General features: G+C 55.9%; 24 protein-coding genes, 1 pseudogene and 1 riboswitch. Of the genes and pseudogenes, 17 read left to right on the top strand and 8 right to left on the bottom strand.

Features of this window, described 5'->3' with window-relative positions; all coding sequences use genetic code 11:
- Window positions 1–45: 45 nt before the first annotated feature.
- A complete protein-coding gene (locus ABH899_RS10055; protein ID WP_369995881.1) occupies window positions 46–1,101 on the bottom strand; it encodes an FUSC family protein in 1,056 nt (351 codons plus the stop codon).
- A gap of 211 nt (window positions 1,102–1,312) precedes the next feature.
- On the opposite strand from ABH899_RS10055, the gene ABH899_RS10060 reads away from it, so the two are divergent.
- The 3 genes from ABH899_RS10060 (at window position 1,313) to ABH899_RS10070 (ending at window position 4,452) form a co-directional block, all read left to right on the top strand.
- Window positions 1,313–2,032: a trk system potassium uptake protein trkA gene (locus tag ABH899_RS10060; protein WP_009672506.1), complete on the top strand. Its 720-nt coding sequence runs from the start codon at window positions 1,313–1,315 to the stop codon at window positions 2,030–2,032.
- A gap of 68 nt (window positions 2,033–2,100) precedes the next feature.
- A complete protein-coding gene (locus ABH899_RS10065; protein WP_369995882.1) occupies window positions 2,101–4,038 on the top strand; it encodes a YcdB/YcdC domain-containing protein in 1,938 nt (645 codons plus the stop codon).
- Between the two features lie 126 nt (window positions 4,039–4,164).
- Window positions 4,165–4,452, top strand: coding sequence for an S-layer homology domain-containing protein (locus ABH899_RS10070; protein ID WP_369995883.1), 288 nt, complete (start codon window positions 4,165–4,167; stop codon window positions 4,450–4,452).
- 501 nt (window positions 4,453–4,953) lie between these two features.
- Here ABH899_RS10070 and ABH899_RS10075 read toward each other — a convergent pair.
- Window positions 4,954–6,024: an acyltransferase family protein gene (locus ABH899_RS10075; protein ID WP_369995884.1), complete on the bottom strand. Its 1,071-nt coding sequence runs from the start codon at window positions 6,022–6,024 to the stop codon at window positions 4,954–4,956.
- Between the two features lie 17 nt (window positions 6,025–6,041).
- Here ABH899_RS10075 and ABH899_RS10080 point away from each other — a divergent pair, with 17 nt between their 5' ends.
- From ABH899_RS10080 to ABH899_RS10115, 8 genes are all read left to right on the top strand, one after another.
- Window positions 6,042–6,506, top strand: a complete 465-nt coding sequence (locus ABH899_RS10080) for a hypothetical protein (protein ID WP_369995886.1) — start codon at window positions 6,042–6,044, stop codon at window positions 6,504–6,506.
- An 87-nt stretch (window positions 6,507–6,593) separates the two neighbouring features.
- Window positions 6,594–6,800, top strand: a complete 207-nt coding sequence (locus ABH899_RS10085) for a hypothetical protein (protein WP_009672460.1) — start codon at window positions 6,594–6,596, stop codon at window positions 6,798–6,800.
- A 59-nt stretch (window positions 6,801–6,859) separates the two neighbouring features.
- Window positions 6,860–7,399 carry a DoxX family protein gene (locus tag ABH899_RS10090; RefSeq protein WP_009672377.1) on the top strand — a complete coding sequence of 180 codons (540 nt, stop codon included), beginning with the start codon at window positions 6,860–6,862 and terminating at the stop codon, window positions 7,397–7,399.
- Window positions 7,400–7,653: 254 nt separating this feature from the next.
- Window positions 7,654–7,787, top strand: a riboswitch (cyclic di-AMP (ydaO/yuaA leader).
- A 2-nt stretch (window positions 7,788–7,789) separates the two neighbouring features.
- Window positions 7,790–8,659, top strand: coding sequence for a hypothetical protein (locus ABH899_RS10095; RefSeq protein WP_369995887.1), 870 nt, complete (start codon window positions 7,790–7,792; stop codon window positions 8,657–8,659).
- Window positions 8,660–8,746: 87 nt separating this feature from the next.
- Window positions 8,747–9,685 (top strand): L-lactate dehydrogenase, encoded by a 939-nt coding sequence (locus tag ABH899_RS10100; RefSeq protein WP_369995981.1) that lies wholly within the window; start codon window positions 8,747–8,749, stop codon window positions 9,683–9,685.
- Window positions 9,686–9,879: 194 nt separating this feature from the next.
- A complete protein-coding gene (locus tag ABH899_RS10105; protein WP_369995888.1) occupies window positions 9,880–10,656 on the top strand; it encodes a DeoR/GlpR family DNA-binding transcription regulator in 777 nt (258 codons plus the stop codon).
- A complete protein-coding gene (locus ABH899_RS10110; protein ID WP_369995890.1) occupies window positions 10,649–11,479 on the top strand; it encodes an HAD family hydrolase in 831 nt (276 codons plus the stop codon). The genes ABH899_RS10105 and ABH899_RS10110 overlap by 8 nt, the downstream gene beginning before the upstream one ends.
- 448 nt (window positions 11,480–11,927) lie before the next feature.
- Entirely contained in the window at window positions 11,928–12,419 is a 492-nt protein-coding gene (locus tag ABH899_RS10115; RefSeq protein ID WP_369995891.1) for a cysteine dioxygenase, read from the top strand.
- A 179-nt stretch (window positions 12,420–12,598) separates the two neighbouring features.
- Here the strand turns inward: ABH899_RS10115 and ABH899_RS10120 are convergent, their stop codons facing one another.
- Together ABH899_RS10120 and ABH899_RS10125 are read right to left on the bottom strand one after the other, a co-directional pair.
- On the bottom strand, window positions 12,599–13,249 hold the full coding sequence (locus ABH899_RS10120; protein WP_009672485.1) for a hypothetical protein: 651 nt from the start codon (window positions 13,247–13,249) through the stop codon (window positions 12,599–12,601).
- A gap of 83 nt (window positions 13,250–13,332) precedes the next feature.
- Entirely contained in the window at window positions 13,333–14,202 is an 870-nt protein-coding gene (locus tag ABH899_RS10125; protein ID WP_369995892.1) for a cation diffusion facilitator family transporter, read from the bottom strand.
- 360 nt (window positions 14,203–14,562) lie between these two features.
- Between ABH899_RS10125 and ABH899_RS10130 the strand changes: the two genes are divergently transcribed.
- The gene (locus ABH899_RS10130; protein WP_369995894.1) at window positions 14,563–15,795 is read left to right on the top strand and encodes a VPS10 domain-containing protein; all 1,233 of its coding nucleotides are present in this window, start codon (window positions 14,563–14,565) and stop codon (window positions 15,793–15,795) included.
- Window positions 15,796–15,872: 77 nt separating this feature from the next.
- On the opposite strand, the gene ABH899_RS10135 is transcribed toward ABH899_RS10130, so the two are convergent.
- Window positions 15,873–16,235 carry a VOC family protein gene (locus tag ABH899_RS10135; RefSeq protein WP_009672549.1) on the bottom strand — a complete coding sequence of 121 codons (363 nt, stop codon included), beginning with the start codon at window positions 16,233–16,235 and terminating at the stop codon, window positions 15,873–15,875.
- Between the two features lie 299 nt (window positions 16,236–16,534).
- Here ABH899_RS10135 and ABH899_RS10140 point away from each other — a divergent pair, with 299 nt between their 5' ends.
- The 5 genes and pseudogenes from ABH899_RS10140 to pdxK all read left to right on the top strand — a co-directional run bounded on the left by ABH899_RS10140 (window position 16,535) and on the right by pdxK (window position 20,362).
- Window positions 16,535–17,200, top strand: a complete 666-nt coding sequence (locus tag ABH899_RS10140; protein WP_369995895.1) for a YjgB family protein — start codon at window positions 16,535–16,537, stop codon at window positions 17,198–17,200.
- 160 nt (window positions 17,201–17,360) lie between these two features.
- Window positions 17,361–17,545: pseudogene (locus ABH899_RS10145) on the top strand (SGNH/GDSL hydrolase family protein); the annotation flags it as partial.
- Between the two features lie 132 nt (window positions 17,546–17,677).
- Window positions 17,678–18,667, top strand: coding sequence for an L-glyceraldehyde 3-phosphate reductase (gene mgrA, locus ABH899_RS10150; protein WP_369995896.1), 990 nt, complete (start codon window positions 17,678–17,680; stop codon window positions 18,665–18,667).
- A gap of 131 nt (window positions 18,668–18,798) precedes the next feature.
- A complete protein-coding gene (locus tag ABH899_RS10155; RefSeq protein ID WP_009672384.1) occupies window positions 18,799–19,326 on the top strand; it encodes a hypothetical protein in 528 nt (175 codons plus the stop codon).
- 223 nt (window positions 19,327–19,549) lie between these two features.
- Window positions 19,550–20,362, top strand: a complete 813-nt coding sequence (gene pdxK / locus ABH899_RS10160) for a pyridoxine/pyridoxal/pyridoxamine kinase (protein ID WP_218230046.1) — start codon at window positions 19,550–19,552, stop codon at window positions 20,360–20,362.
- A 100-nt stretch (window positions 20,363–20,462) separates the two neighbouring features.
- On the opposite strand, the gene ABH899_RS10165 is transcribed toward pdxK, so the two are convergent.
- Genes ABH899_RS10165 through ABH899_RS10175 form a run of 3 tightly spaced genes read right to left on the bottom strand, consistent with a single transcriptional unit; the run spans window position 20,463 to window position 23,886 of the window.
- A complete protein-coding gene (locus ABH899_RS10165) occupies window positions 20,463–21,629 on the bottom strand; it encodes a hypothetical protein (RefSeq protein WP_369995898.1) in 1,167 nt (388 codons plus the stop codon).
- Window positions 21,630–21,654: 25 nt separating this feature from the next.
- Complete coding sequence (locus tag ABH899_RS10170) at window positions 21,655–22,191, bottom strand: NAD(P)H-dependent oxidoreductase (RefSeq protein ID WP_009672476.1); 537 nt, start codon at window positions 22,189–22,191, stop codon at window positions 21,655–21,657.
- Window positions 22,192–22,236: 45 nt separating this feature from the next.
- The gene (locus tag ABH899_RS10175; protein ID WP_369995899.1) at window positions 22,237–23,886 is read right to left on the bottom strand and encodes a DHA2 family efflux MFS transporter permease subunit; all 1,650 of its coding nucleotides are present in this window, start codon (window positions 23,884–23,886) and stop codon (window positions 22,237–22,239) included.
- Between the last annotated feature and the right edge of the window lie 14 nt (window positions 23,887–23,900).

Below are 23,900 nucleotides of genomic sequence, written 5' to 3' on the forward strand. Positions count from 1 at the left end.
CCGGGTCCGACCGGATTATAAAAAAAGAAAAAAACAGGCGGGACCTTAAAAAAACTTAAGTCCCGTCTGTTTTTCGTTTTCTTCGGCGCCTTTGAAAAATTGCTCGACCAGTTTGTCCAGACGCACGATCTGGTGACCGTAGTCATAGATCCCGGAGGCGACCACAACGAGCCGGTGCAGGTCGCCGGTACTGCTGGAAGCGTCCGTAATGAGTCTCAGGAAGGCGTCGTTCTTGAGATCCATCGCTTCGAGCTTCTCGTAGGACTCGTTCTTGTATTTCTTCTCGAATTTCATAAGGACATACTCGTGGTATTGAGTAAGGGCTTCCAAATGCTCGTCGACGAACGCGTTCATGTTTGGAGTGCGCGATGCTTGGAAATAATGCTCTTCGACCAGCTGTAAAATATCCACGCCTTTGCGCAGGGTGTGAAGCATCTGCTTGTAGACGACAAGGCGCTTGGACTGGCTGTATTTCAGCCGTTTGAGTTTTTTCTGCTCTTCTTCGAAGAGCTTGTATTTCTCCTCCAGGCGGAACAGCGCGCCCACGACACCGTCTTTCGTTTCCTGAAAAACGGATTCTTTCATTTCATTGGAGATGACCGTCCTCTGAAGAGGCGATATCTGACTGAAGACCCCGTGAACTTCTTCCATAAACCGTTTCTGCCAATTAGGCGGGAAAAAAAGCACGTTAATGACGAAAGCGGACCCGACTCCGAGCGAGGTGAGCAGGAACCGGTTAACGGCGAACCACCAGTGGCCGCCGGAAGCATCCATCACGGCGATAACCGTTACGAGGGTGAGGCCGATGTTCGCTTCCATTTTCATTTTAAGACAGATCATGATGGCCAGAATACAAACGACCCCGATCGCGATCGGGTGCTTGGGAAAAAACGTACCGGCGACGAGGGCGAGCGCCGCTCCCAGTGTGTTGGTTTGCAGCTGATCGAGAAAATAACGCCAGGAGCGGTAAATGGACGGCTGCAGGGCGAAAATCGCGGCAACCGCGGCAATAACCGGGGCGGTCGTATGCAAAAGCATACTTAAGTACAAAGCTAGAGTGACGGCCATGCCCGTCTTTAACATTCTGGCTCCGAACGTCACATGCAGTAACTCCCTTCAGATGGTTCGAGATGACGAACTCATTATCGCATTGCAGGTGCGGCCGAGTCAATCGGCCGGGAAATTCCCGGCGGGACGGGCTATACAAGCGCCTTGGAAAATGTAAAACGTGTCCGATGAAAGGTAAATGCTGTTAGTTTCACATACCCGCAGGAACGGTTATTGAAAAGATGTAGAGGCTGGGAGGCGTATCATGGAGCTACTGTTAATCGTCATTTATTTGGGGATCGTCCTGCTCGTTATCGAAATTTCGGCGGTATTGATGATGCTCACCGGGCTTGACAACGAAATTGCCCGCTTTCAAGTCACTTCCCTGCTGACAGGCACGGGCTTCACCACACAGGAATCCGAGCTTATTATCCGGCATCCGGTTCGCAGGCGAATCGGTATTTTTTTGATTTTATTCGGCGTGTTCTCTCTTGCCGTCATCATTACGCTGGTGTCCAACCTGCTCGAAAAGCGGTTCAGGCTGCCGGAGCTGCTGGTTATAACGGGTATTCTGGCTTTTCTGCTGGTTATCTTAAAAGTAAAACCGATGCAAAAACGGCTGAGCAAAAAACTTCATGCGCCTCTGGAGGAAGACGAAGGCGTGGAGGAACTGCCGGTAAGCGAGCTTTTGTATAATGACGAAGAAGACTGGATCATTGATATTCCCGTTATTGAAAATTCCGAGTACGAGCATTGTCATATCGACGATCTGTGCACGGCCGATGAAGACATTAACCTGCTCTTTGTCCAGCGGGGGCCGCTAAGAATCCGGAGACGGAGCGAGAATTCCGATACCCGCATTGAAGCGGGCGATGTTCTGTACGTATACGGGAACAAAAAGCAGATCTCCGAAAAATTCAGCAAAGAATTGGAGCATCGTCACGAAAATCTGGTAGACGAAAATAAGACAGTCTCTCTCTTATAACGAAACTATTCCTTCTCCCATGCGTTAAATAATATGGAAAAGTCTAACAGGTGGGGAGAGGGAATTAGATGAACGACAAACGCGCGTCCCGCTTGCGTAAAGCGGGTATGCTTACGGTGGCCGGCTCTCTTGGAGTCGGTCTTCTGCTGCCCGGAATGACAAGTGCGGCGAATGACTCCGCTCCGGTGTACAGGTTTCAGGAGGACGCGAAAATCGTGTCCGGAAGTGGTCCGGTCCAGCCGGCCGATCCCTCGGGCAGCGCCAAGCGGGAGAAAGAGGCAAAGATTACAAAGGAACAGGCGATCGACAGACTGAGGGAATTATTTCCCGACCTGAAAAATGCGGAAGTATCGTCTGCGAGCCTAGGTGAGTCGACGGATGGCTATCCCCCTGTGCCAAGGCTTGTATGGACCCTATCCTGGTCCGTGACGAAGGGGAATTCCACTTCTTCCTTTCACAGTGTGGTGGATGCCCGGACAGGAGATGTTTGGTCGACTTCATTTCCCGGCGTTTGGCTTAAAGAGGAAGAGAGCTTTTATCCGCCGGCAGTCAACCAGGAGAAAGCTGCCCAGATCGCGCTGGATCTCGTGAAAAAAGCGATTCCGTCCTTGCAAAACGATACGCTGGAACCCTTTCTTTCCTACGGCTCGCAAAGCGCGCTTTTCGGTTCGGTCCTGTATGATTTTTCATTCAGACGCAAAGTGAACGGTCTGTTTGTCGATTTCGAAGGCATCAACGTTCAAGTGAGGGGGGACGGCCGGGTTACGGGGCTGCACGCCAGTTTGCACACAAGCTCGTATCCTTCCCCGACTCCCAAAATAAGCGAACGGGAAGCCGCGGCCAAATATAAGAAGGATTTTGCGGTCGACTTGCAATATGTGAAGCTTCAGAACGGATCGGGCCCAAAAGAATGGATACTCGGTTATGTGCGGAACCCGTTATTTTATGCCCCTGTTGACGCTCAAACCGGAGAGTATGTTTTTGAAGGGCTGTATGCCGCGTACGGTACTTCGGCCTATGCGGATGTCCCGAAAACAGGAGCTTCTTTCAAAGCGCATACGGGAGCACCGTTAAGTGCGGAGCAAGCCGAAGAACTCGTAAAAGCGACGGGGTATGTTCCGGAAGGAAGCAAGCTTGCCCAGAAGTCCGAGCAGGAAGGCTGGCGTACGCCGGGGCAACTCGTCTGGAGTCTGAACTGGAAGGACGAGAACGGAAACGATACCCATGCGATTGTCGACACCCGGACGGGTCAAATCCTGGAACTTAGCGAGAACGGGATTTATCCGCCCTGGAACCAAAATCCTACTGTGAAGCCGCGAAGCATACCGATAGAATCCGCGGATGCGAAAGCGCTCCAATTGTTTGACGAACTCGTTCCACAGGCTTCTGAAAATTGGAAACTGGTGAAGAAGAACAGTGCGGTAAAGGACAACGTCTCATCTAAGAAAAACGAACCGTTTACATACCAGTTTCAGCGGGTCAATAAGGGGATTCCCATCCAGGATCAGCAGATTATCCTTCATTTGAACGGAGACGGAAGTCTCTATACCCTCCAGCTTCCCTATGAGCAGGAAGCGATTGAGGAGGCTTTGAAGGCGGTGAAACCTGCTGCCGTAACGAAGGAAGAGGCGTTGAAGCGGCTCCAGGCTGACGGCCGGGTGAGCTTGTCCTATACGATGAACGGAGCGTTTTATACGGGCGGCGGAGACGATAAGGAAAGAAAACTGCTGCTTGTCTACCGGCAAGGTTCTGAGGCAGAGTCGGCCTGGCAGGTGCTCGATGCCGCGTCCGGTAAGCTGCGTGATTTGAGGCCGGTCCCGGCTGCCGCCAAGCCGTCCGAGGGGAAGGATATTACGGGGCACTGGGCGCAAAAAGAGTTGGCGGAGCTCGTCCGTCTCCAAGTTCTTGTTCCGGATGCGGACGGTAATCTGAACCCGGATGCCGTTCTTACTTACGGAGACTGGCTGACGATGTTCGCCCGCGGAATCAGGCCGGATTCGTATTAGGGAGAGAGCTACCGGAAGGTTGAGGCACTTTATGCGGATGTGCAGCCGGGGAGCCCGTACTACAGGACCGTCAGTTTGCTGACGGATATCAACCGGTTGCAGCCGAACCCGGAGAGGAAGCTCGGCGTGGATGAGCCTTTGACGCGGGAGAAGCTGGCATCGGCGCTTGTGAACGAGCTTCGGTACGAGAAACTGTCGTCCTTGCTGGATAAGCCGCTCGGCAAGCTTGCCGTCACAGATGAAGACAGCGTCAAAAACAAAGCCGATGTTTTCCTCGTCATGAAGCTGGGCCTGCTGCAGGACATCGGAGGCGAATTCCGACCGCAGGACGCAGTGACGAGGGCGCAGGCGGCCATCGTTCTGATGAGGATGGCGGGGCTTCAAGGCAAAACGGATCAGCCGATAGCTTATTAAGCGGCGGTAGAGCCTGGGACCAAGACGAAGCAGATCCGGCCTTGCGAGATGAACGGAGCGCCGAAATAAGCGATAGGGGGTGACCTGGCACAGAGAGAAAGAGTGCGGCTCAGTCGTGACATTAACGAAGTCCTAAAGAGTAGTTGAAAAAACGTTGTAAGATAACGCGAACAATGCGGAGCAAGCGGGGCCCATACAGTCCGGAAATGAGGTTAACATAACGGCATTGAATAAGCCCGGCCTGAATCATTCAGGCCGGGCTTATTGGGATGCGGTTGTTGATGCCTCGCAGATGAGTCGCGCCGGTATAGTCCATGACCGGCTGGATAGGAGTCGGCTTACACCCAGGCTACGCGGCTGGCGTTGAAAGCACGGCTTCGGTGTGCGATGGAACTTGACGAACCAGACACGCGGCTGACCTGCCGCCGCTTGGGACCGCATCGCGCGTTGGAAACACGAACGCTGCGGAGACTCCAAGCCGCCGCCGGACCTGCGCGGCGGCTAGTACGTGCTGCGCGCCCGGCCGGGCAGCCTCCGCTGCAGCCAGCGCAGGGCCCGGGCCGCGTTCGGCTCGATGCAAGGCCGCATGACCGCGGCGAACCGGCGGCTCGACAGCGCGGCCACGATCGCGGCCGCGGCCGCGCATCCCGCCGCAAGAGCCGCGACAGCTCCCGCCGCTCCCGCGTCCATCAGCCGGGCGAGCAGCTGCAGGAGCCCGGCTGCGCCCAGCAGCTTGATGGCGGCGCCATGCAGCAGGAAGACATAGACCGTCCGTCCTCCGAGGACGGTCAAGCGGCTTTCCGCGCGCGGGAGCAGCAGCAGGAACGCGGCCGATGCGGCGGCCTGCGCCGCATAGCAGCCGAGGCGCAGCATGGTGCCCGCTGCGGCGGGGACGCCGAGCTGCGCGTAGCTGCCGCCCCCGGCGAGCCACTGCGCGGCGGTGTCTGCGCCCGCCGCGTGCCAGAACGCGGGCAGCGCCAGCAGCAGCAGCGCCGCGGCGGCCCGGATCGCGCGGCGCTGCGGGGCCGTGCGCCGACGGGGTTCCCGTTCTTCCCGCCAGTAGTATCCGGCGAGGAAGAACGGGAAGAACACGAGCGTGCGCGTCAAGCCGAGCCACGCGCCCGCTTCCGCCGGCAGGAAGCCGGCTGCCGCGCCGAGCAGGACGGCGGCGGCCACCGGGTGCTTGAGCCGGGCGAACGGGATGAGCAGAAGCTTCCAGCCGAAATGCGCGGTCAGAAACCAGAGCATCCAATACGGAAGCCAGAACGAATACCGGATGCCGGGGCTGTGGAGCCAGAACAAATCCAGAACCGAGTACAGGGTCTGAAAGAAGAGATACTGCAGGGCGATCCGCAGCATACCGGCTGCCGCCTCGGGTGTCTGCCAGTACTTTTTGGCGAAATAACCGGTTACCAGCACAAACACCGGCAGATGAAAAGTGAAGATGGCGGTCACGACAGCTTGCGCTGCCTCCGGCAGAGGGGGAAGGGTAAGCAGCAGGTTGACCAGAACAACCAGCAGAATCAGGAAAAAACGAACATTGGTAAAAAACACGGCAGTCGGGTTTCGCATAGGAGTCATCTCGCTTTGTGCAAATTTGGTTTTATTACTATAGAAGAAACGCAAGCAGCCAAACCTGCCTGGATGCGGCTGTTACGGGAATTAGGCTTTCTAAAGGAAGTATAGAACTTCTTGTTTTAAGAGATTGTGATATTATTCACATGCCCTTATTAAGTAACGGCTTTCATTATGAAGAATGCTTGAACATGATTATAATCACTTATTTTGGGCTAAGTGTGATAAATATCACATACATCCCTCTTGGGGAGGACTATACTAAAGTCAGAAAGAGAGAACAACACACGAAAGAAGGTGAAGGAGCCATGAAAGAGACAGCTGACCCGCAAGTTCAGCAAGGAAGATGCCCGCAGTGTGGTTCCGGTATCCTCGCTGCCAAAGAAACAGAGTCCCCCTGGGTTTGCGAAGACTGCCGGTTAAAGCCACTGGTATCCAGAGCTGAAGGCTCCGCCGGCTCATCCGATCTTCCTGAATGATTCAGGAAGAAGAAGAAAGCTTTTTACGGCTAACAATGTGAAAATATTCACAATAAAATACGGGATAAACGAAAGGATGCGAGTATCATGACCGCCCTTCATCTTGTAAACGCAGCACCCGCACACTGTCAGGCATGCGGCGCCCGGCTTCAGACACACCCCGAGGGTTATAAGGATCTGTGCTTCGACTGTGTGCAGACCTGGCAAACCGCCAAGGCGCAAAAAGCAGGCGAAACCGGACTTCCTCTTCCTCTGGAAGCGGAATGCGGCTTGATCGAGCAGTACTGGCTCTAAATGCTGGAAACACACTCAACATCCAATACAGAATACGCAGCTTGAGAGGGGAAATTCATATGTTTAACTGGTTAAGAACGAACGTTTATGCGGCAGGTCTGATGCTGATCCTCCGCTTCTATCTTGGATACGCATGGATTACGGGAGGATGGCACAAGCTGACAGGCGGGTTTGACGCCACGGGCTTCCTGAAAGGCGCGGTAGCGAAGCCGATTGTCGATAAAGCGACCAATGAGCTGGTCTATCCGACCTTCACCGCATTCCTGGAAAACTTTGCACTGCCGAACGCCAAACTGTTTAACGTACTGATTCCGCTCGGAGAGTTTCTGGTAGGACTGGGTCTTGTCCTCGGCGCACTGACAACGGCGGCAGCATTCTTCGGGGTTCTGATGAACTTCATGTTCCTCTTCGCAGGTACCGTAAGCACTAACCCTTGGATGATCCTGCTCGGTGTTATCGTCATCGCCGCCGGAGCCAACGCCGGCAAGTTCGGAGCCGACTACTACATCCTTCCTTACCTCCGCAAGCTCCTTCGCCATCGCGGAGATCATGGCGCAAACCCTACCCTTGGAGGAGGCAAGACACGCGCCCATATCTGATCGGACTATAAAACGCTCTTCAAAAAAAGCCCCGGGTATCCGGAGCTTTTTTTTGTTAAACGGAGAAAGAATGAGCTTGAATCAGCTTGAAGAAGCAACACTCAAATGAATAGGGTTACATGGCATAGAATGGCAGCGGGCTGTCCTCCGGGGTTGTTTACAGGCCCGATTCGCGGGAGTAACATACTCTCATGGTCCGTCAGATGGGGCTTCGGACACCATGTCCGGATCCCGGAGGCGGCCATACCATCATCTTCATCTGCGCGCTTAATTCTCGTAAGAGAAGCGGGGGACCCACGAACTGGGGTGAATCGGAATGTTTTTTTCCGTAGGGGCCTCTCAAATCCGAACCCGGCAGCTAACCTCGCAAGCGTCATTGGGAGAAAAGGAGTGGAAAAGGAAGAAATGGACCGACGAATTATCCGGATTGAATTGTTTGAATTCGATGTACCCTGCTGTTACCATCATGCCAAAGGAAAGCTCGAGAACTGCAGGTACGGGCTGCTCAAACTCACGGACGAGGGCGGAGAGACAGGCTGGGGAGAATGTTTGATGTCTGTGAACGAGAAGGTTTTCGATCTTGTGAATTGGGCCCGGTTTCTGTACCGCCTTCAAAAAAGCACGCTGGCTCAAGCGCTCGACACTGTCCGCTTGTACCGCGTTCTCTGGGGGAATGTGAAGGCGGATCTGGTGGAAATGGCCTTGTACGATCTGAAGGCCCGATCGCAGGGCAAACCGTTCGTGGACGTTCTCGGAAGCTTCAGCGGCTTCAGCAGCTTCGGAAGCGCCGGACGTTCCGGAAACAGCTCCTTCCGCCTGGAAACGGCCGCTGCCCGGAGTGACGGCAGCGGGACTTGGCCGGACACGGAATCGCACGTTTCTTCTCGCGTCAGGCAGGCTGCGGGCTTCGGCCACGCTGTGGCGGACCGCGAATTTCCGGTAAGCGGGCGCTTCCAAGCCGAGCGGGAACTACACCCCGGCTGCTGCGGCTCTCTGCTGGATGATTTGCGCAACGCGTGCATGCTCCGGCAGGAAGGAATGGCGCTGGCGATGCATAAAGATTATTTGATCGGTCCGGCCTGCTGCTTATGGGAGCATACCGCTGCCGTGCTGGGAGCAAACTGGCTGGAAGAGGGCAGCAGCCCTGAACCGGCGCGCCTTGCCCCGCTGCAGGCTTGCGAGCGGATAGCCGGCACCGGATTTCAGCTGGATCAGCCGGTACTTTTTGAAGAATCCCGCGCTTATTTTGTCGTTTTATAGGACGGAACGTTTGCTTTTGGGGGGGAGTTCGCCTACAATAATACCAGAATTCCCCTGAAAGGAGAGGTTCTTGTGTCTACTAACGAATTGAATAACCAGGAAACATCTAAAAAATCACGTATCGTTGTCATCGGAACCGGTGCCGTAGGTTCCACCACGGCGTACACTCTGCTGCTCAGAGAGCGGATGTCCGAGCTTGTCCTCATCGATTATAATCACGCGAAAGCGAACGGGGACGCACTGGATATGAACCACGGCCTGCCGTTTACGGGCAGGGTAAAAGTATGGGCAGGGGACTATTCCGACTGTGAAGGCGCCGATATTATCATTATTTGTGCGGGCGTCGCGCAAAAGCAAGGGGAGACCCGTCTCGATCTGCTCAAGCGCAACGTCGACATTTTTAACGGCATCGTCGAGAATGTGACGAAGTACAACCAGACAGGCATTATTCTGGTGGCGACCAACCCGGTTGATATCATGTCTTATTTTACATGGAAAAAGTCCGAATGGCCCGTTAACCGTGTCATCGGCTCGGGAACTTTGCTGGACAGCGCGCGTTTCCGCTATTTGATCGGCGAGAAGCTTCAAGTGGACCCGCGCAGCATTCACGCGGCGATTATCGGGGAGCACGGAGACTCGGAAGTGCCTTTGTGGAGCTTGGCTAATTTTGCCGGACTGCCTCTCGAGCTGAATCAAGAGGATAAGGACGAAATTTTCCAAAATACGCGGGACGCGGCTTACCAGATTATTGAGGCGAAGGGATCGACGTATTACGCGATCGCTTTGGCGCTTGACCGGATCTGTACGGCGATTCTGCGCGATGAAGGCGCGGTGCTGAACGTTTCGACGTTTGTTTCCAATTATCACGGGTTGTCCGACGTTTATCTCGGGGTTCCGTGCATTGTGGACCGTACGGGCGTGCGGGAGGTTATCACGCTGCCCTTAAGTGAAGAGGAAGAGAACAATCTGCGCAAATCGGGAGCCAAGATCCGGGAAATGATCGATTCGATTTCGGAACGCCTGTAAGCGCAGAGACATGAACAAGTATAGGGCATGTGAATAAAACGATGAAAAGCGGCTGGATATCAGCCGCTTTTTTGTATGCTGTAAGTGTTTTTTTAAGGGGATATGCGATTTAATTGACAAATTGACTTAACAAAACTTATAATTACTTATAAACGATTATCGTTTTGCATGAATTCACTTAAGGGTGTGCCGATATGTTTCAGGAAGAACGAATCGAAGCGATTATGGAATACTTAAGGGAACATCAGCGGATGGACGTGAAGGAAATCTGCGACAGGTTCGACGTGTCTCGGGACACCGCCCGCAGGGATCTCGTCCGGATGGATGAGATCGGGCTCATTGTAAGGACCCGCGGAGGCGCTATGCTGCCGACCCTTAACCGCGCGGTGACCGCTTATAAGGACCGGATGCAGAGGGCTCCGGACGAGAAGAGGCAGATCGGCCGGGAAGCCGCCAAGCTGATCCGCGACGGGCATTACTTGTTTCTCGACACGTCCACGACGGTTGCGACGGTCGCCGAGCATATCCAGACAACGGACAACGTGATCGTGACGAACTCCATCGATATTGCGGCGAAACTGGCGGACAGTAAAAGCTTCAAGGTGCATATGCTCGGCGGGCAGCTTGATCTGGAACACCGGTTTCTGTTCGGGGCGACTGCCCTCGCGCAGCTGGGGGATTATTACGTCGATTTGCTGTTTCTCGGCGCCTGCGGAATCAGTCCGGACGGGCTTTCCTACCCGCACGAAGAGGACGGCTCCATCAAACGCGAAATGATCCGCAGAGCCGATCGTGTCGTCGTTTTGGCGGACCATACGAAGTTCGGCAAGCAGTTGTTTTATAAAGTTGCGGGTTTGGACGATCTGGATGTGATCGTGACGGACCGCGAACCGGAAGAAAGTATGCTCCGCCTGCTGGAAAGGCATGATGTGGAGCTGCTCATCGTAGAGGGGGACAATCAGCATGATTAAATTGATCGTAACGGATTTGGACGGTACACTCATGAATGCCGATCTGGAGGTTGCGGACGCGGATGCCCGTATGCTGCGGGAGGCGGCCGGACAGGGCGTGCAGATCTGCATCGCATCGGGCCGGCTGTATCCCGATATCCGGAAGATTATGAACCGTGTCGGGGTCGAGGCATACGGCATCAGCCAGAACGGCTCCGCGGTTTACACCCGGGAAGGAGAGCAGCTGGATGCCTCGCATTTCCCGGGGGACCGCGCGTCCGACTTGTTCGAGATTGTCTCGAAGCGGGAAATCGTATTCTTCGTCTGCTGCTCGGACGAAACGATCCGCCTTCATAAAAGTACGGACGCTTCCCGGCCTTATGAAGAACGTCAACTCAGCCCCGTCCATCATCAGGCCGATATCGGCCGGGAGATCCGCTCGGGGCAGGTGAAGCCCTGCAAGTTTTCCCTGTTCGGCGATATGGAGAAGCTTCTGTCTTTTCGCGAGGAACTGATGGAAAAATATGCGGGAAGCGTGGAAGCCGTCATTTCCGATCATGACTGTATGGACCTGATGCCGGCGGGGATTTCCAAAGGAACGGGCCTGGCCCGGCTGCTTAAAGAGCTGGGGCTGAAGCATGACGAGGCCGCCTGCGTCGGCGATTCCTATAACGATCTGCCGATGTTCGCCCTGACGCCTCACAGCTTTGCGATGATGAAAAGCCGGGATGAGGTAAAGGCGGGAGCGGGTCATAAGACTTCGTCGGTGGCGGAAGCGGTGACGGCCGTTCTGACGCACAACCGTAGCCGCCGCGGCAATGAGGCGGCTGAAGCGCAGGTCTGACGGCCGGGCCGCCGGCCCGGCCGAAGTTTTCCCGGCTTTCGAAGCCAGCCCCGTCCGTTCCTGCAGCGGCAGGACAGCCGGCGGTGTTCGTCAGCCGGAGCGGACCCGGCAGGAGCGTAATCCCCCGCGGAAAGGAAGCTTTCCGGAGCGGGAGCGTGATCCTGCCGGGTCCGCAGGCTTTTTGCGGGAGTGGTGCCGCCCATGCGGGCTTACCCGGCGCGCAGTACCCTGTGCCCCGGTGCGGCACGATGACGGCCAACGATAACAACGCGAAAGGCCCGTCCGGGATATCCGGACGGGCCTTTTAACGATGCGGAGCCCCGCAAGCCGGACTCCTTTGAATATTCGGCTGCCGCAATCAGGCACCAATCTGCTGTTCCGCCCATATCCTGATATCAATTCCCGTTATTCATTCCATAAGAATACCTGATATACAGGAGGATGCGGCATGAATCTGCTTCAATCGATTGAACAATCGTTCGGCGGGTTAAAAAAACCGACGATGAACGAGCTGAGGGCCGGGCTGGAAGCCTTGTCTCTGACGAGGGACAAAATCGCCCCGCACGTTACCGAGCCGGAGCGGCTGGCCTACGGCCGGCATGTGCTGCTGCGGACTGCCGATGTGGAGGTCGTCGTGATCCATCTGCCGGGGCACAGCAAAACGGCTATTCACGATCACGGGTCTTCGATCGGCTGCGCCCGCGTTATTGAAGGCGAGATGCTCAATGTGTGGTACGAACTGGACCGGGGAGGTTATCCCGAGCCTTTTATGGCGGCTCCCGTTGCCGAGGGAGAGTGTATGTATGCTCCACGCGGGCAAATTCACGAAATGCGCAACGAGCATGAGCAGCGGATTGTAAGCCTTCACGTGTATTCGCCTCCCTTAACGGGGACGAAAGCGTACTTGCCCTACCGCGAGGTGCTCGATTTCGTGATCTGATGTTCACCCGTGATTCTGCACCCCTGCCGCCCCGGCTGAATCCGAAGATAGGTGCGGCACTTACGGCAGCGATCATGCAAAAAGACAAAAGCCCTGCTTTATCCAGGGCTTTTTGAGCTGCTTTCAAGTGGCCGGACATACGTCCGGGCCTTTATAACGACCACGCCGGGTACAAAACGCTACCCCGAAGCCGCGGTCTTTTTCGGCTTTTTGGGAAAAATCACATACGACAACGTAATGGCGGCGTCAACGGCCAGGATGAGACTCCATACTTTCAAAACGGATGCAGCAGTCTCGTGGTTCACGATGCCGGCCAGGGCCAGGCGGAGCGCCAGCGGACCCGAAGGTTCGGGAGGAAGCGATTCCGCAGGCAAAATTCCGTACATCACGATCAGGACGGCCGTAACGGCGGCATAGAGAGCAAAATGAACGGAGAAGTTTTTCAGCTCGCGGCGTGTATGTGCGGCTCCCGTTAATTTAAGCTCCGCGGGAGGAAGTTCGTTTGCCGGTATTCCCCGCCATTTGGCCGTCTTTCTGGCGATGAAGGCATCCAACTTGCGCAGATCGTTCCGTCCGAAGAACAGCGCGTAAGCGAGAAAGATCAGGATCACCAGCTGAAAGGTCTCGAATTGTCCGGTCCGTCTGTAATCCAGGTAACCAATGGCCGCCATCCACAAGTCGCTCAGCAGGAAAAGCAGGATAAACAGCTTGCTTAGCTTCCGATAATTCCAGACGTAGCGAAGAAGGAGAAAGCACGCGATACTGACCCAGAAAATCGCTTCTCCTCCGATAAAGAACGCCCACTTGTACTGTAAAATAAAATCCAACATCTGACGATCACCTCTGCTTCATGTCTATGCTCGGAGAATAACACATGACGCAGCGTCAGGTTCAAGAGAAAATCGTCTACGCTTTACATCCGGGTCGGCTCAACGTGCACGTGCACATGACCGACTTTATGCTTGCGGAGCATCCGCTGCTCCACGTCCTCCGCGATATCGTGGCTCTGGGCGACGGTCAGCTGGTGATCCACGACGATTACGACGTCGAGAAGCACCTGATTGCCGTGAACGCGGGCTCTGACGTCTTCGATGGCTTCCACACCGGGTGTTCCGGCAATCGTCTGTTTATAGAGCGCCAGCTTCTTGTCGTCGAAGCCGTCCGTTAAGGCGTGAGCGGCGTCGATGAAAATGCCCCAGGCCGTCTTGCAGATCAGCAAGGAGACGAGAACGGCGGCAACGGGATCGAGCCAGGGAAGCCCGAGCCTCGCACCGATAATGCCCGCGAATGCGGCCAGGCTGACGAAAGCGTCGGAACGGTTGTCGTAAGCGGCGGCCAGCAGCGCTTTGTTGTTGATCCTGCGGGCAAGCCGGATATTGTAGGCGTACACCCCGTACATAACCGCCGCGCACAGCAAAGCGACCCAAGCGGCAAGCAAGCCGGGGGCTTCCAGCTTCGGTCCTGTGAAAGAGCTTACCGCCTGGATAAATACCTGAATGCCGACGGCAAACATGATAAAAGAAGCGATGAGCGCCGCGATGGTTTCGGCGCGGAAGTGGCCGTAAGGATGATCGCTGTCTGGCGGTTTGCGGGAGATCCGCAGCCCGATGAGGACCGCCACGGAAGCGATCAGATCCGTGGCATTGTTGAGACCGTCGGCCGTGAGCGCTTCCGAACCGGCCTTATATCCGATGCCGAGCTTAAGCACAGTCAGTGCGATATAGGCGACAATGGATGTCCAGGCACCCCGTTCGCCTTGTTTTAAGTCGTTGTATGCTTCCACTTGCGCTGCCTCCATTGCCCTGCTTTAGTTCTGGACTTCTATCGTACCGGACGATACCCGTGTGGGTCTAGAGAAACAGTGTTGACCCCCGGCTGAAAACATGGGCCGGGTCCACTATGTTGGTGCCGGACAACTTTCGGAGAGAGGAAAATGGAGCGCTGTTCAGGCACCTGATTCGCCGGGGGGTGGAATGAAAGCGAAAAATTCTTTACAATAGAGTGAGGTATTTAACCCCGCGAAATTTTATGTAGGGATTGTTATCCATAGAAAGAGCGCCGATTGCCGGCAAAACGGCATACAAACGGGCAAACCAACAGGGTTATACAAAGGGTTGTATTTGATCGGTTAGGAGGTATCAGCATGATTCGCAGAAGCACCCTGCTCCTGATAGGCCTGCTGCTTGCAGGAATGTTAAGCGGCTGCCTGAGTACTGGCTCCAACGAGGCGAAAGCGCCTCAGGCGCCGGAACCTACGGTGACTCCCGAACCGCAGCCGACGGTAAAACCGGGAGCGGACACCAAGAAAGATACGCCTTCCGAGTTTCAGATCCAGACGAGGCTGCTCGATTTTCATCTGATCGATGAAAGGACGGGCTACGCCTGGGGCGTGACGAATCAGTCTTTGCGTATGTACCGGACGCTGGACGGCGGGCAGACCTGGCAGAACGTATCCCCGCCGTCAGCCGGTAATTTTAAATTTTCACCGGGCTACGGCCAAGCGATATCTTTCCTCGACAAGCAGAGAGGATGGATCGTCCGCAGCGATCTGGAGGGCAAACAGACCACAATCTGGCAGACGGAGAACGGGGGAGGAAGCTGGAAAGCCGTGGATCTGCCCGAACAGATGAATCCCGTCGTGCTGGATTTTCAGACGCCGCAGAACGGCTGGATGCTCAGCATCACGGACCCGTCCAAGGCGGACTCCGGCCACATCCTGTACTCCACCTCCAACGGAGGATCGACTTGGCAGCGGACCGCCGATGCCCAGCTTCCCCAGGAAGGGACCATTACCGGGCTAACTTTTCAGAATCTGCGGACAGGCTGGCTCTCCATGGAAGTGAAAGGGCAGCCGAAAATGTACCGGAGCGAGGACGGCGGGCGGACCTGGAAGGAAAGCAAGGTGATCGCCGCAGCCCGCAGCAGCGAAGCTTGCGAGGTTGTGGACGTGCTGCAGCCGGTATTCTTCGGATCGGACCGCAGCAAAGGCTGGATTCCGTTCAGCTGCCCGAGCAGCGAGGCGGATCAGTTCCACGGCTTGTTCACGGAGGACGGGGGCGTCAACTGGAATTACGCGCCTTTCAAAGTCGGAACCGTCAAAGAGTCCAACGCGTTCACGCTGCCTTTTTTCCTGAGCGAGACCGACGGGTGGTACCTGGATAAAAATATCGTCTACCATACGACTGACAAAGGTAAAACGTGGGCGCCGCTGAATGAGGACAAAATTTTGTCCAGAACGTGGAGCAAATACCCGCAATTGACGCAGCTCCAATTTATTTCGGAAAATGTGGGCTGGATTCTTCTCGAAACGAAGGATCAGAAGAGGTCCGTTCTCGTACAGACCAAAGACGGCGGTAAATCGTGGTCCGTTTTATAGAAAGTTACAAAAACACCCGTCCGTAAAGGCGGGTGTTTTTGTACGGCTGGCCGGTTCAATCGGATTTTCCTGAAATCCTATTGTTTCAGCAAAAATTCGTTTCCGTCGATATCCTCAAAACGCGCGTAGGTTCCCCAAGGCATTTGATTGGGCGCTTCGAGAAAACGGACGCCTTTGGCGGACAACGTCTTGTAGGTTTCCTGAATATCGTCGCACTCGAAAACGACGGCGGCTTTCTGCTCTTCCCACCCCGGCATGATGGACTTGGGATAAAGCACGAGGCGTGTCTGGGCGCCGGGCGGCGCAACTTCTATCCAGGACGCATCGGGACCCATCGGATGGTTGGCGACTTCGGCGAACCCGGCCCGCTCCGTCCAAAATTTGAGGGATGCCTGCTGGTCATCCACATAAACCGCAATCGTGCCCGCTTGTTTGATCATGGTTGTCCTCCTGGAGTATACTCGACATAGGATCTGGATGGTGTATCCAGCCTTAGTATAGTCAAGCTCCCGTCCGAGATCAAATCGGCAGGGAGAAACGGGAGCTAGCGAAACCGGCCGAACCGGACCCCGAACTGATCCTGATCCGGACCCGACGAACCGCAAACCGTTGGGCCAGCCTTAAACCGATTCGGCCACCCGTAACGCGGACCCGGCCAACGTCAGATCCACCGATCGCAGCCGAGAAAAGAAAGGGGAGCGCAGACTCCCTGAAACCGTTCCGAGGAGTGATTGAAGTCATGAACTCAAACTTATCGCACAAAAGCCGCATACTGATGATGGCAGGCGTTGTGTCCCTGCCGCTTGCCCTGGCGGCATGCGGTTCGGATTCGAAAGCCGTGCCCAGTCCTACGGCCGCGCCAACCTTATCCGCCGCACCGACTCCGTCCGCGAGTCCGAGCGGGAGCCCGCCACCGAGCGCAACGCCGGCTCCGTCGGCCAAGCCGGGCGAAGCGGGTTCGACCGGTTCCGATAAAGCGGCGCAAGTTAAAGGGATAATGGAGCTGGCGCGCAAAGGTCAGATTGCGGGCGTGGAATATGCCGCCCACACGGGACTTATTGACGACGTGGAGAAGAAATGGGGCAAGCCCGACAAGCAGGAAAGCGCAGGAAAAGGCCAATATGCGACCTATACGAAGCGCGGAGTCGCTTTCGGCTTTAACAAAGGGATGCTGATCTTCGATGTCCGTTCCTATGACAAAGCTCTGCAGCAGCTTGCTCTAGCGGATATCAAACAGACGCTCGGCGAGCCTGCGGAAGTAACGGTCAACGGCGGCGACACGATTTATACGTACGGAGCCGGAAGCCGGTATCAGTTGAAATTCGTTATCCCGAAATCGACCGGCAAGGTGGATCACATCTCGGTATACAGTCCCGAGGATACCAAAAATCTGATGGCCGGATAAAAGTCAGGCAGTTCCCGTAAGGGAACTGCTTTTTTATTTCTTGCCTGATTTATTAGGAAGCGCTTCGGCAGGTAAATGAAGCTTGCGGGCGAATTCCAATGTACAGAGCCTGTGCCGAAGGAGGGAACAACATGGACTGGAAAAGCACGACAAGCTGGTTATGATCGGCGATTCCATCACGGATTGCGGCCGTGTAAGGCCGGTGGGGAAGGGCGAACCGATGCGCTGGGCAGCGGATATGCGGCCCAGGTGGATGCCCTGATCCGCTCGGTCTATCCGGAGCTTGCGGTCCGGATCGTCAATATGGGCACGGGAGGCAACACGGTGCGTGAACTGAAAGAGCGCACGGGGAACACCATTAACGTAAATGTCTATGCGTAGGTTTGTATGTACCGGTTTTTCTGTAGAGCTTTGCAAAAAAAGTTCCGACGTACCTGAGTCATTTCTATCACGTAATCTTCGGAGGTGCTGTTATTCATGTATTATTTGGCGGATAAGGATCGCTACGGTTCCATGATTTACAATCGGGTTGGCCGCTCCGGCTTGAAGCTGCCGGTTATTTCACTGGGCCTTTGGCACAATTTCGGCGGATCGGATTCGTACGAGAACGGCCGCGCGATGATCCGAAAAGCGTTTGATCTGGGAATTACTCATTTCGATCTTGCGAACAACTACGGGCCCCCGCCGGGTTCGGCGGAAGAGAATTTCGGCCGCATGCTGAAAACGGACCTTGCGCCTTACCGGGACGAGCTTATCATTTCTTCGAAGGCCGGATATCTTATGTGGGAAGGGCCCTACGGGGAGTGGGGATCGCGCAAAAATCTGACGGCCAGTCTGGATCAGAGTCTGAAACGGATGGGGCTCGATTATGTGGATATTTTTTATTCCCACCGCTTCGATCCCGAAACGCCGCTCGAAGAAACGATGATGGCGCTGGATTCGATAGTCAGACAAGGCAAAGCGCTCTATGTCGGTGTGTCCAATTATACGGCGGAACAGACAGCCGATGCGGTTCGTATTCTGAAAGAGCTGGGGACGCCGCTGCTCATTCATCAGCCGTCGTATTCCATGTTCAACCGGTGGATCGAAAACGGCCTGCAGGACGTGCTGCGGGAGAATGGAGTCGGAAGCATTGCCTACTGTCCTCTGGCGCAAGGGCTGCTCACGACTAAATACCTGGGCGGAATTCCGGCGGATTCCCGCGCGGCCAAACCGTCGGTCTTCCTGCAGGAAAAAGACGTGACAGACGAGAAGCTGGAACAAATCCGGAGGCTGAACGAGCTCGCCGGCGACCGTAAGCAGACCCTGGCCCAGATGGCGCTTGCCTGGGTGCTGAGAGAGGGACGCCTGACCTCGGCGCTGATCGGCGCAAGCCGGCCGGGCCAGATCGAAGAGAACGCGGCCGTTGTCGCCAATCTCGGCTTTTCCGGGGACGAGCTGGACTTGATCGAATCCGTGCTTGCCTGAAAAGAGAACTTCTCCTTGCCGTACCCTCGGCCGGACAAAATATTCCCATAATGCTGGAAGGACCCTACAGGAAGTGTTATGATGGTAGTTGACTATTTTGGCTGTGCCGATTTACAAAGGGGGAAGAAACGATGGGCCGACGCTTTATTATCGAGTCCGTCCTGGTTGCCATATATGGACAACTGCTGGTGCCCGGGCGTCCGGTAGAGTATATTCTGCCTTACTCCACCGTTGCCGAGTTGTACGAGTTGAAGGACAGCCCGGAGCCGGTTATGCCCGATCCGCAGGAGGACGCGCATGTAAAAGAGATGATCGGAGAGCTGATCACTTTTTTCGAGGATCCGCTGAACAAGAAAAAAATCGAACGGGCCTTGACCGTTCCGTGGCGTAAAAGCCCGCCGATCCTTGTGAACGATATGGTATCCTTCACGGTTATTAATTCCGTGGACAACGCTCATTACGGGGAATCGTTCGATCCGGTGGAAACCGAACTGATTTTGACCGCCTTGCACGAAAAGGTGCCTATGCTGACCGATCAGGTCGAGCTGGTGGAAAAAATCATTCAGGCGGAAATTCCGGTGCAGATTTACGATGTGGACGATTTCGAGTTTGCGGTGGAAGAGGGCATATCCGCGGACGATTTCAAAAATTTGCTGTAAGGTGTCCCGTTCAGGGTACGCTGTTACGCGAAAGACCGCCGAAAGGCGGTTTTTTCGTTTCGGTTTAGGATGGCAACAACTGTCGGCTCCTGCAGGCTCAAGGGCATATTGCACATTTTCACACCGTGCCGTAGGATAGAGAGTAGACGATTTTCGAGTTGCATCGTTACAAAACCGCACCCGGATTCGACAACGAAGACCTTATCGCAAGGAGGACAAGACTATGTACAAAGCATTAACGATTGCGGGTTCCGATACCAGCGGAGGAGCCGGCATTCAAGCCGACCTGAAAACATTCCAGGAGCGCGGCGTATACGGAATGACCGCCCTGACCACGATTGTCACGATGGACCCGCATAACGGCTGGGCCCATCAGGTTTTCCCGATTTCCACCGAGGTGCTTGCGCCGCAGCTGGAGACGGTTCTTCACGGAGTCGGCGTGGATGCCATGAAAACAGGCATGCTCGGCTCGGTTGAAATCATCGAACTCGTAGGCCGTACCATCGACCGGGAGAACGTCGGAAATGTCGTGATCGACCCGGTTATGGTCTGCAAAGGCAACGACGAGGCGCTTCATCCCGAGACGACCGTCAGCCTGCGCGACGTCCTGGTGCCGCGTTCCACGATCGTGACGCCGAACCTGTTCGAAGCGGCCCAGCTTAGCGGACACGCTCCACTGCGCACCGTGGAAGATATGAAGGAAGCGGCTGCGGCGATCAAGAAGCTCGGCGCCAAATATGTGCTCGTTAAAGGCGGCGGCAAGCTTCAGCACGACAAAGCGGTCGACGTTCTGTACGACGGCGAAACATTCGAGCTGCTGGAGTCCGATCGCATCGAAACGACGAATACGCACGGCGCAGGCTGCACGTATTCGGCGGCGATTACGGCGGAGCTGGCCAAAGGCAAATCCGTGAGAGAAGCCGTTCGCACGGCGAAAGCTTTCATCACCGAAGCGATCCGTCATTCGTTCCCGCTGAACCAGTACGTAGGCCCGACGCTTCATTCGGCGTACCGTGTGTACGGCGGCGGAAACTGAGCAGTTTTTCATCGTTAAGGCCTCACTTGCATCGAACAAAAACCCGCATGCGGAGAAAATCTCCGTATGCGGGTTTTTGCGCGTTTACTGGGTCAGGGCCTTACTTGCGGTTGTCCGTACCGCCGTTACCGGCGTTCTTCGCCGCTTCACGGAACATATCCCGGAGCGTGTCCCGGTATTTCCGGTCGTCGTACTTCTCGTCTTTCGGCGGTTGCGGCACGATTTCCGGCTCGGGTTCGGGGCGGAGTCCGCGGCGAAGCGCGTCGCGGTAGTCCATGTCCGAATGGACGCCGCCGTCTTCACCCGCTGATCCGGACCTTGCGGCCGGGGCAGCGGGAGCCGCCGCCGTCATTTCGGCGGGTAGCTCGGCGGCATGCGGAGCGGGAACGCCCGACGGCGCGCGATCCGCTGCCGGGGCGCTGCCGGCTGCGGCCGCAGGGGCGGACGGCGCCGGGCGTTCCGCCGGCGTTTCGTCCGCCCGAAGGCTGGCTGCACCGCCCGCACCGTCCGCGTGCAGCGGTTCAGAGCTGCGCTTCCGGTCCGCGAACGGGTGCAGCTGCAGCCGCGGCGTTTCCCCGGCGGAAGCGGCCGCGCTTTCCGCAGCGCCGCTTCCTGCGGCGTCCGCGGAGGCAAGCGCTCCGGCTGCGGACGGCTCGGCCGCTTCATGCGGCGGCTCCTCCGGCAGCGGCGCCTCGGTATGCCGAGGCTGCGACGCCGGACGGATGCTGCTGCCGCGCAGCGACGCTTTGCGGCCGTGCGTGTGGCCCGCGTGCCGCTGGCTGCGCGGAGGCAGCTCCGGCTCGGCCTCCGGCTGCGCGAGCGGAGGGAGGGCCTCCTCGGCCGCAGGAGCGAAACGTGCTTCCTCCTGCTCTACAGGAGCAGAAGCAGAAGCGGCAGCCGTGCCCGGACGTGCAGGGGCGGTATCCGGCTCCCGGGAAGAAGCGCTCGGAACGGTCAGTTCCGGTGCGCGCTGTTCTTCCAGGCTATCGGGATGCGTGCTGGCATGGGCCGCGTCCGTAAGGTCCGGAGCGACTGCAGATGCAGCGGCTCTTGTTCCGACATCTGCAGAAGGAACTTCTCCATGCGGCTCGGCGGTTTCGGGAGCGTGTCCGTCCGTTAAGTTGTTGACCCGGCTACCGGAAGCTGGCTCCTCGGCCGGTTTCTCCGGCTGCCGGCTTTGCGCCGACTTGCGGAACAACTTCAGGTTAACCGGGATGAGCACCAGAAGGCCGATGACCACAATGGCCAGAAAATAAAATAAGTCCAACGGGTATCATCCTTTCCTTAACGCTTTAGGCTAGCTTTTGGGCGATATCGGCAACCCGTTTGCCCAGGGCGCGTCCCAGAGCCAGATCCGATTCGGTCGGCAGGTTGGGGGGAGCATCCTTGGACGCCTCGACCGGACAAGTGATGCCGACGCCGTAATAGGAGCCGTAAAGCACATTTTCCGGTACGTTGCTCGGCAGGCCGACGATGATCATGCCGTTGTGGAGCATCGGTGTAATCAAGTTCCAAAGCGTCATTTCAATGCCGCCGTGGACAGTGGCCGTTGTGCAGAACGCGGCGCCGACTTTCCCGATGAGCTCGCCTTTGGCCCACATGTAGCCGAGTTTGTCGATCCAGCTCTTCAGCCCGGAGCTGATCGTGCCGAAATGGCCCGGACAGCCCCAGATGATCGCATCCACGTCTTCCAGGTCGCTTATGCGAGCCTCGTTAACGTGATGGAGCAGAACCTCCGCCTCCGGATGAGCGGCTGCGCCTTCCGCGATGGAGCGGGCGAGGGCTTCCGTATGGCCGCTTTCACTGTCGTAAACTACGTAAATTTTCATAATAGACTTCCTTTCCTGACAGGGTCAAATGAGAAAGCGCGGATGTTACACCCGCGCTGTTTGTCCTCTCGAATCCGTCAATTCAATCGGTTCTGCCGGCTTCTCGGCCAATTTTTTCTTGGCGGATTTGCCGTGAGCGACGCGGCGGAAGAAGAAGGAGACAACCAATGCGACAATCGTAAGTCCTGTTGCGACGACGAAGGCGTCATTGATACCTTGAATCGTCGATTGCTTCGTAACGAGCCCGTACAGCATCTGGCTGGCATACGCTTTGCCTGCCGCAAGGGACTGGCCCATCTGCTGGGCGAATGCGGCGCCCATGCTGTCCAGCCCGGACGGATTGTAGTTCGGGTTGGATAAAGACAGGTCGTTGGCATATTGTCCGACATGATAGGTTGTGCGATTTGTCATGATGGTAACCAGAATCGCCGTACCAATGGAAGAGGCGATCTGGCGCGCTGTATTGGAAGCCGCGGTGCCATGGCTGGCCAGCTCTCTAGGCAGTTGGTTGAGTCCGGTCGTCATGATCGTCATCGCAATGAACGACATGCCGAACATACGGATCGTGTACAGCCACATCAGAGTCGAATAGGTCGTATCCGCATTAAGATGAGCGAATTGCCAGGTTGTGATGGCCGTGATGGTAAGGCCGATAAAAGCGAGGGGCTTGATGCCGAACCGGTCGAACAAGGCGCCTGAAATAGGCGACATGACCCCCATCAGGAGTGCGCCGGGCAGCATAAGCAGACCTGCTTCCATCGGGCTGTACCCGCGGATGTTCTGGACATAGATCGGAACGAGGATAGACGCCCCGAACATGGCCATGTTCACGATACAGCTGACGACAGTACTAAGGGAAAACATGTTGTACTTGAAAACCCGCAGATTCAGAAGCGGGTTTTTGGCGGTCAGCTCGCGCACGATGAACAGAGCGATAAAGACGACGCCGATAATGATGGTCGAAACGACAGGAACGGAATCCCAGCCCTTGCTGCCGGCTTCACTGATACCGTACAGGAGCGAGCCGAAGCCGATCGTCGACGTAACGAAACCGAGGAAGTCGAATGCGGGTTTCGTTACTTTCGTGACGTTTTTCAGCACAAAGAAAGCAAAAATAATATCGACGATGGCAATCGGCATGGCGACGTAGAACAGGATTCTCCACGTCCAGTGCTCGATAATCCAGCCCGACAGAGTAGGGCCGACAGCCGGAGCGAAGAACATGGCGATTCCGATGGTCCCCATGGCGCGTCCCCGCACCTGCGGGGGATAGATGTTCAGAATAACGGTCATCATGAGCGGCATAATAATACCGGCGCCCGCGCCCTGTACGATACGGCCGATCATCATAATGGTGAAGTTCGGCGCCATACCGCATATCAAACTGCCGACGGTGAAGGAAATCATCGCGGAGATGAACAGCTGTCGGGTCGTAAACGTACCGATCAGGAAAGCGGAAATCGGAATAATAATCCCGTTAATCAGCATGTAACCGGTGGACAGCCATTGAATGGTGTCCGCAGACGCGTTGAAATCATTCATCAAATGGGGCAGGGCCACATTGAGAAGCGTCTGATTAAGAATGGTAACGAAGGCACCCAGAATTAAAACGAGAAGCACCGTACCACGATGCTTCGTCATGTCCTCTTCGGGTTCTTTCTCCTTGTAGACAACTAATGCTTTTGTTTCAGACATTCCTTAATCGCTCC

The sequence above is a fragment of the Paenibacillus sp. RC84 genome, from assembly GCF_041260495.1.
Taxonomy (GTDB): domain Bacteria; phylum Bacillota; class Bacilli; order Paenibacillales; family NBRC-103111; genus Paenibacillus_F.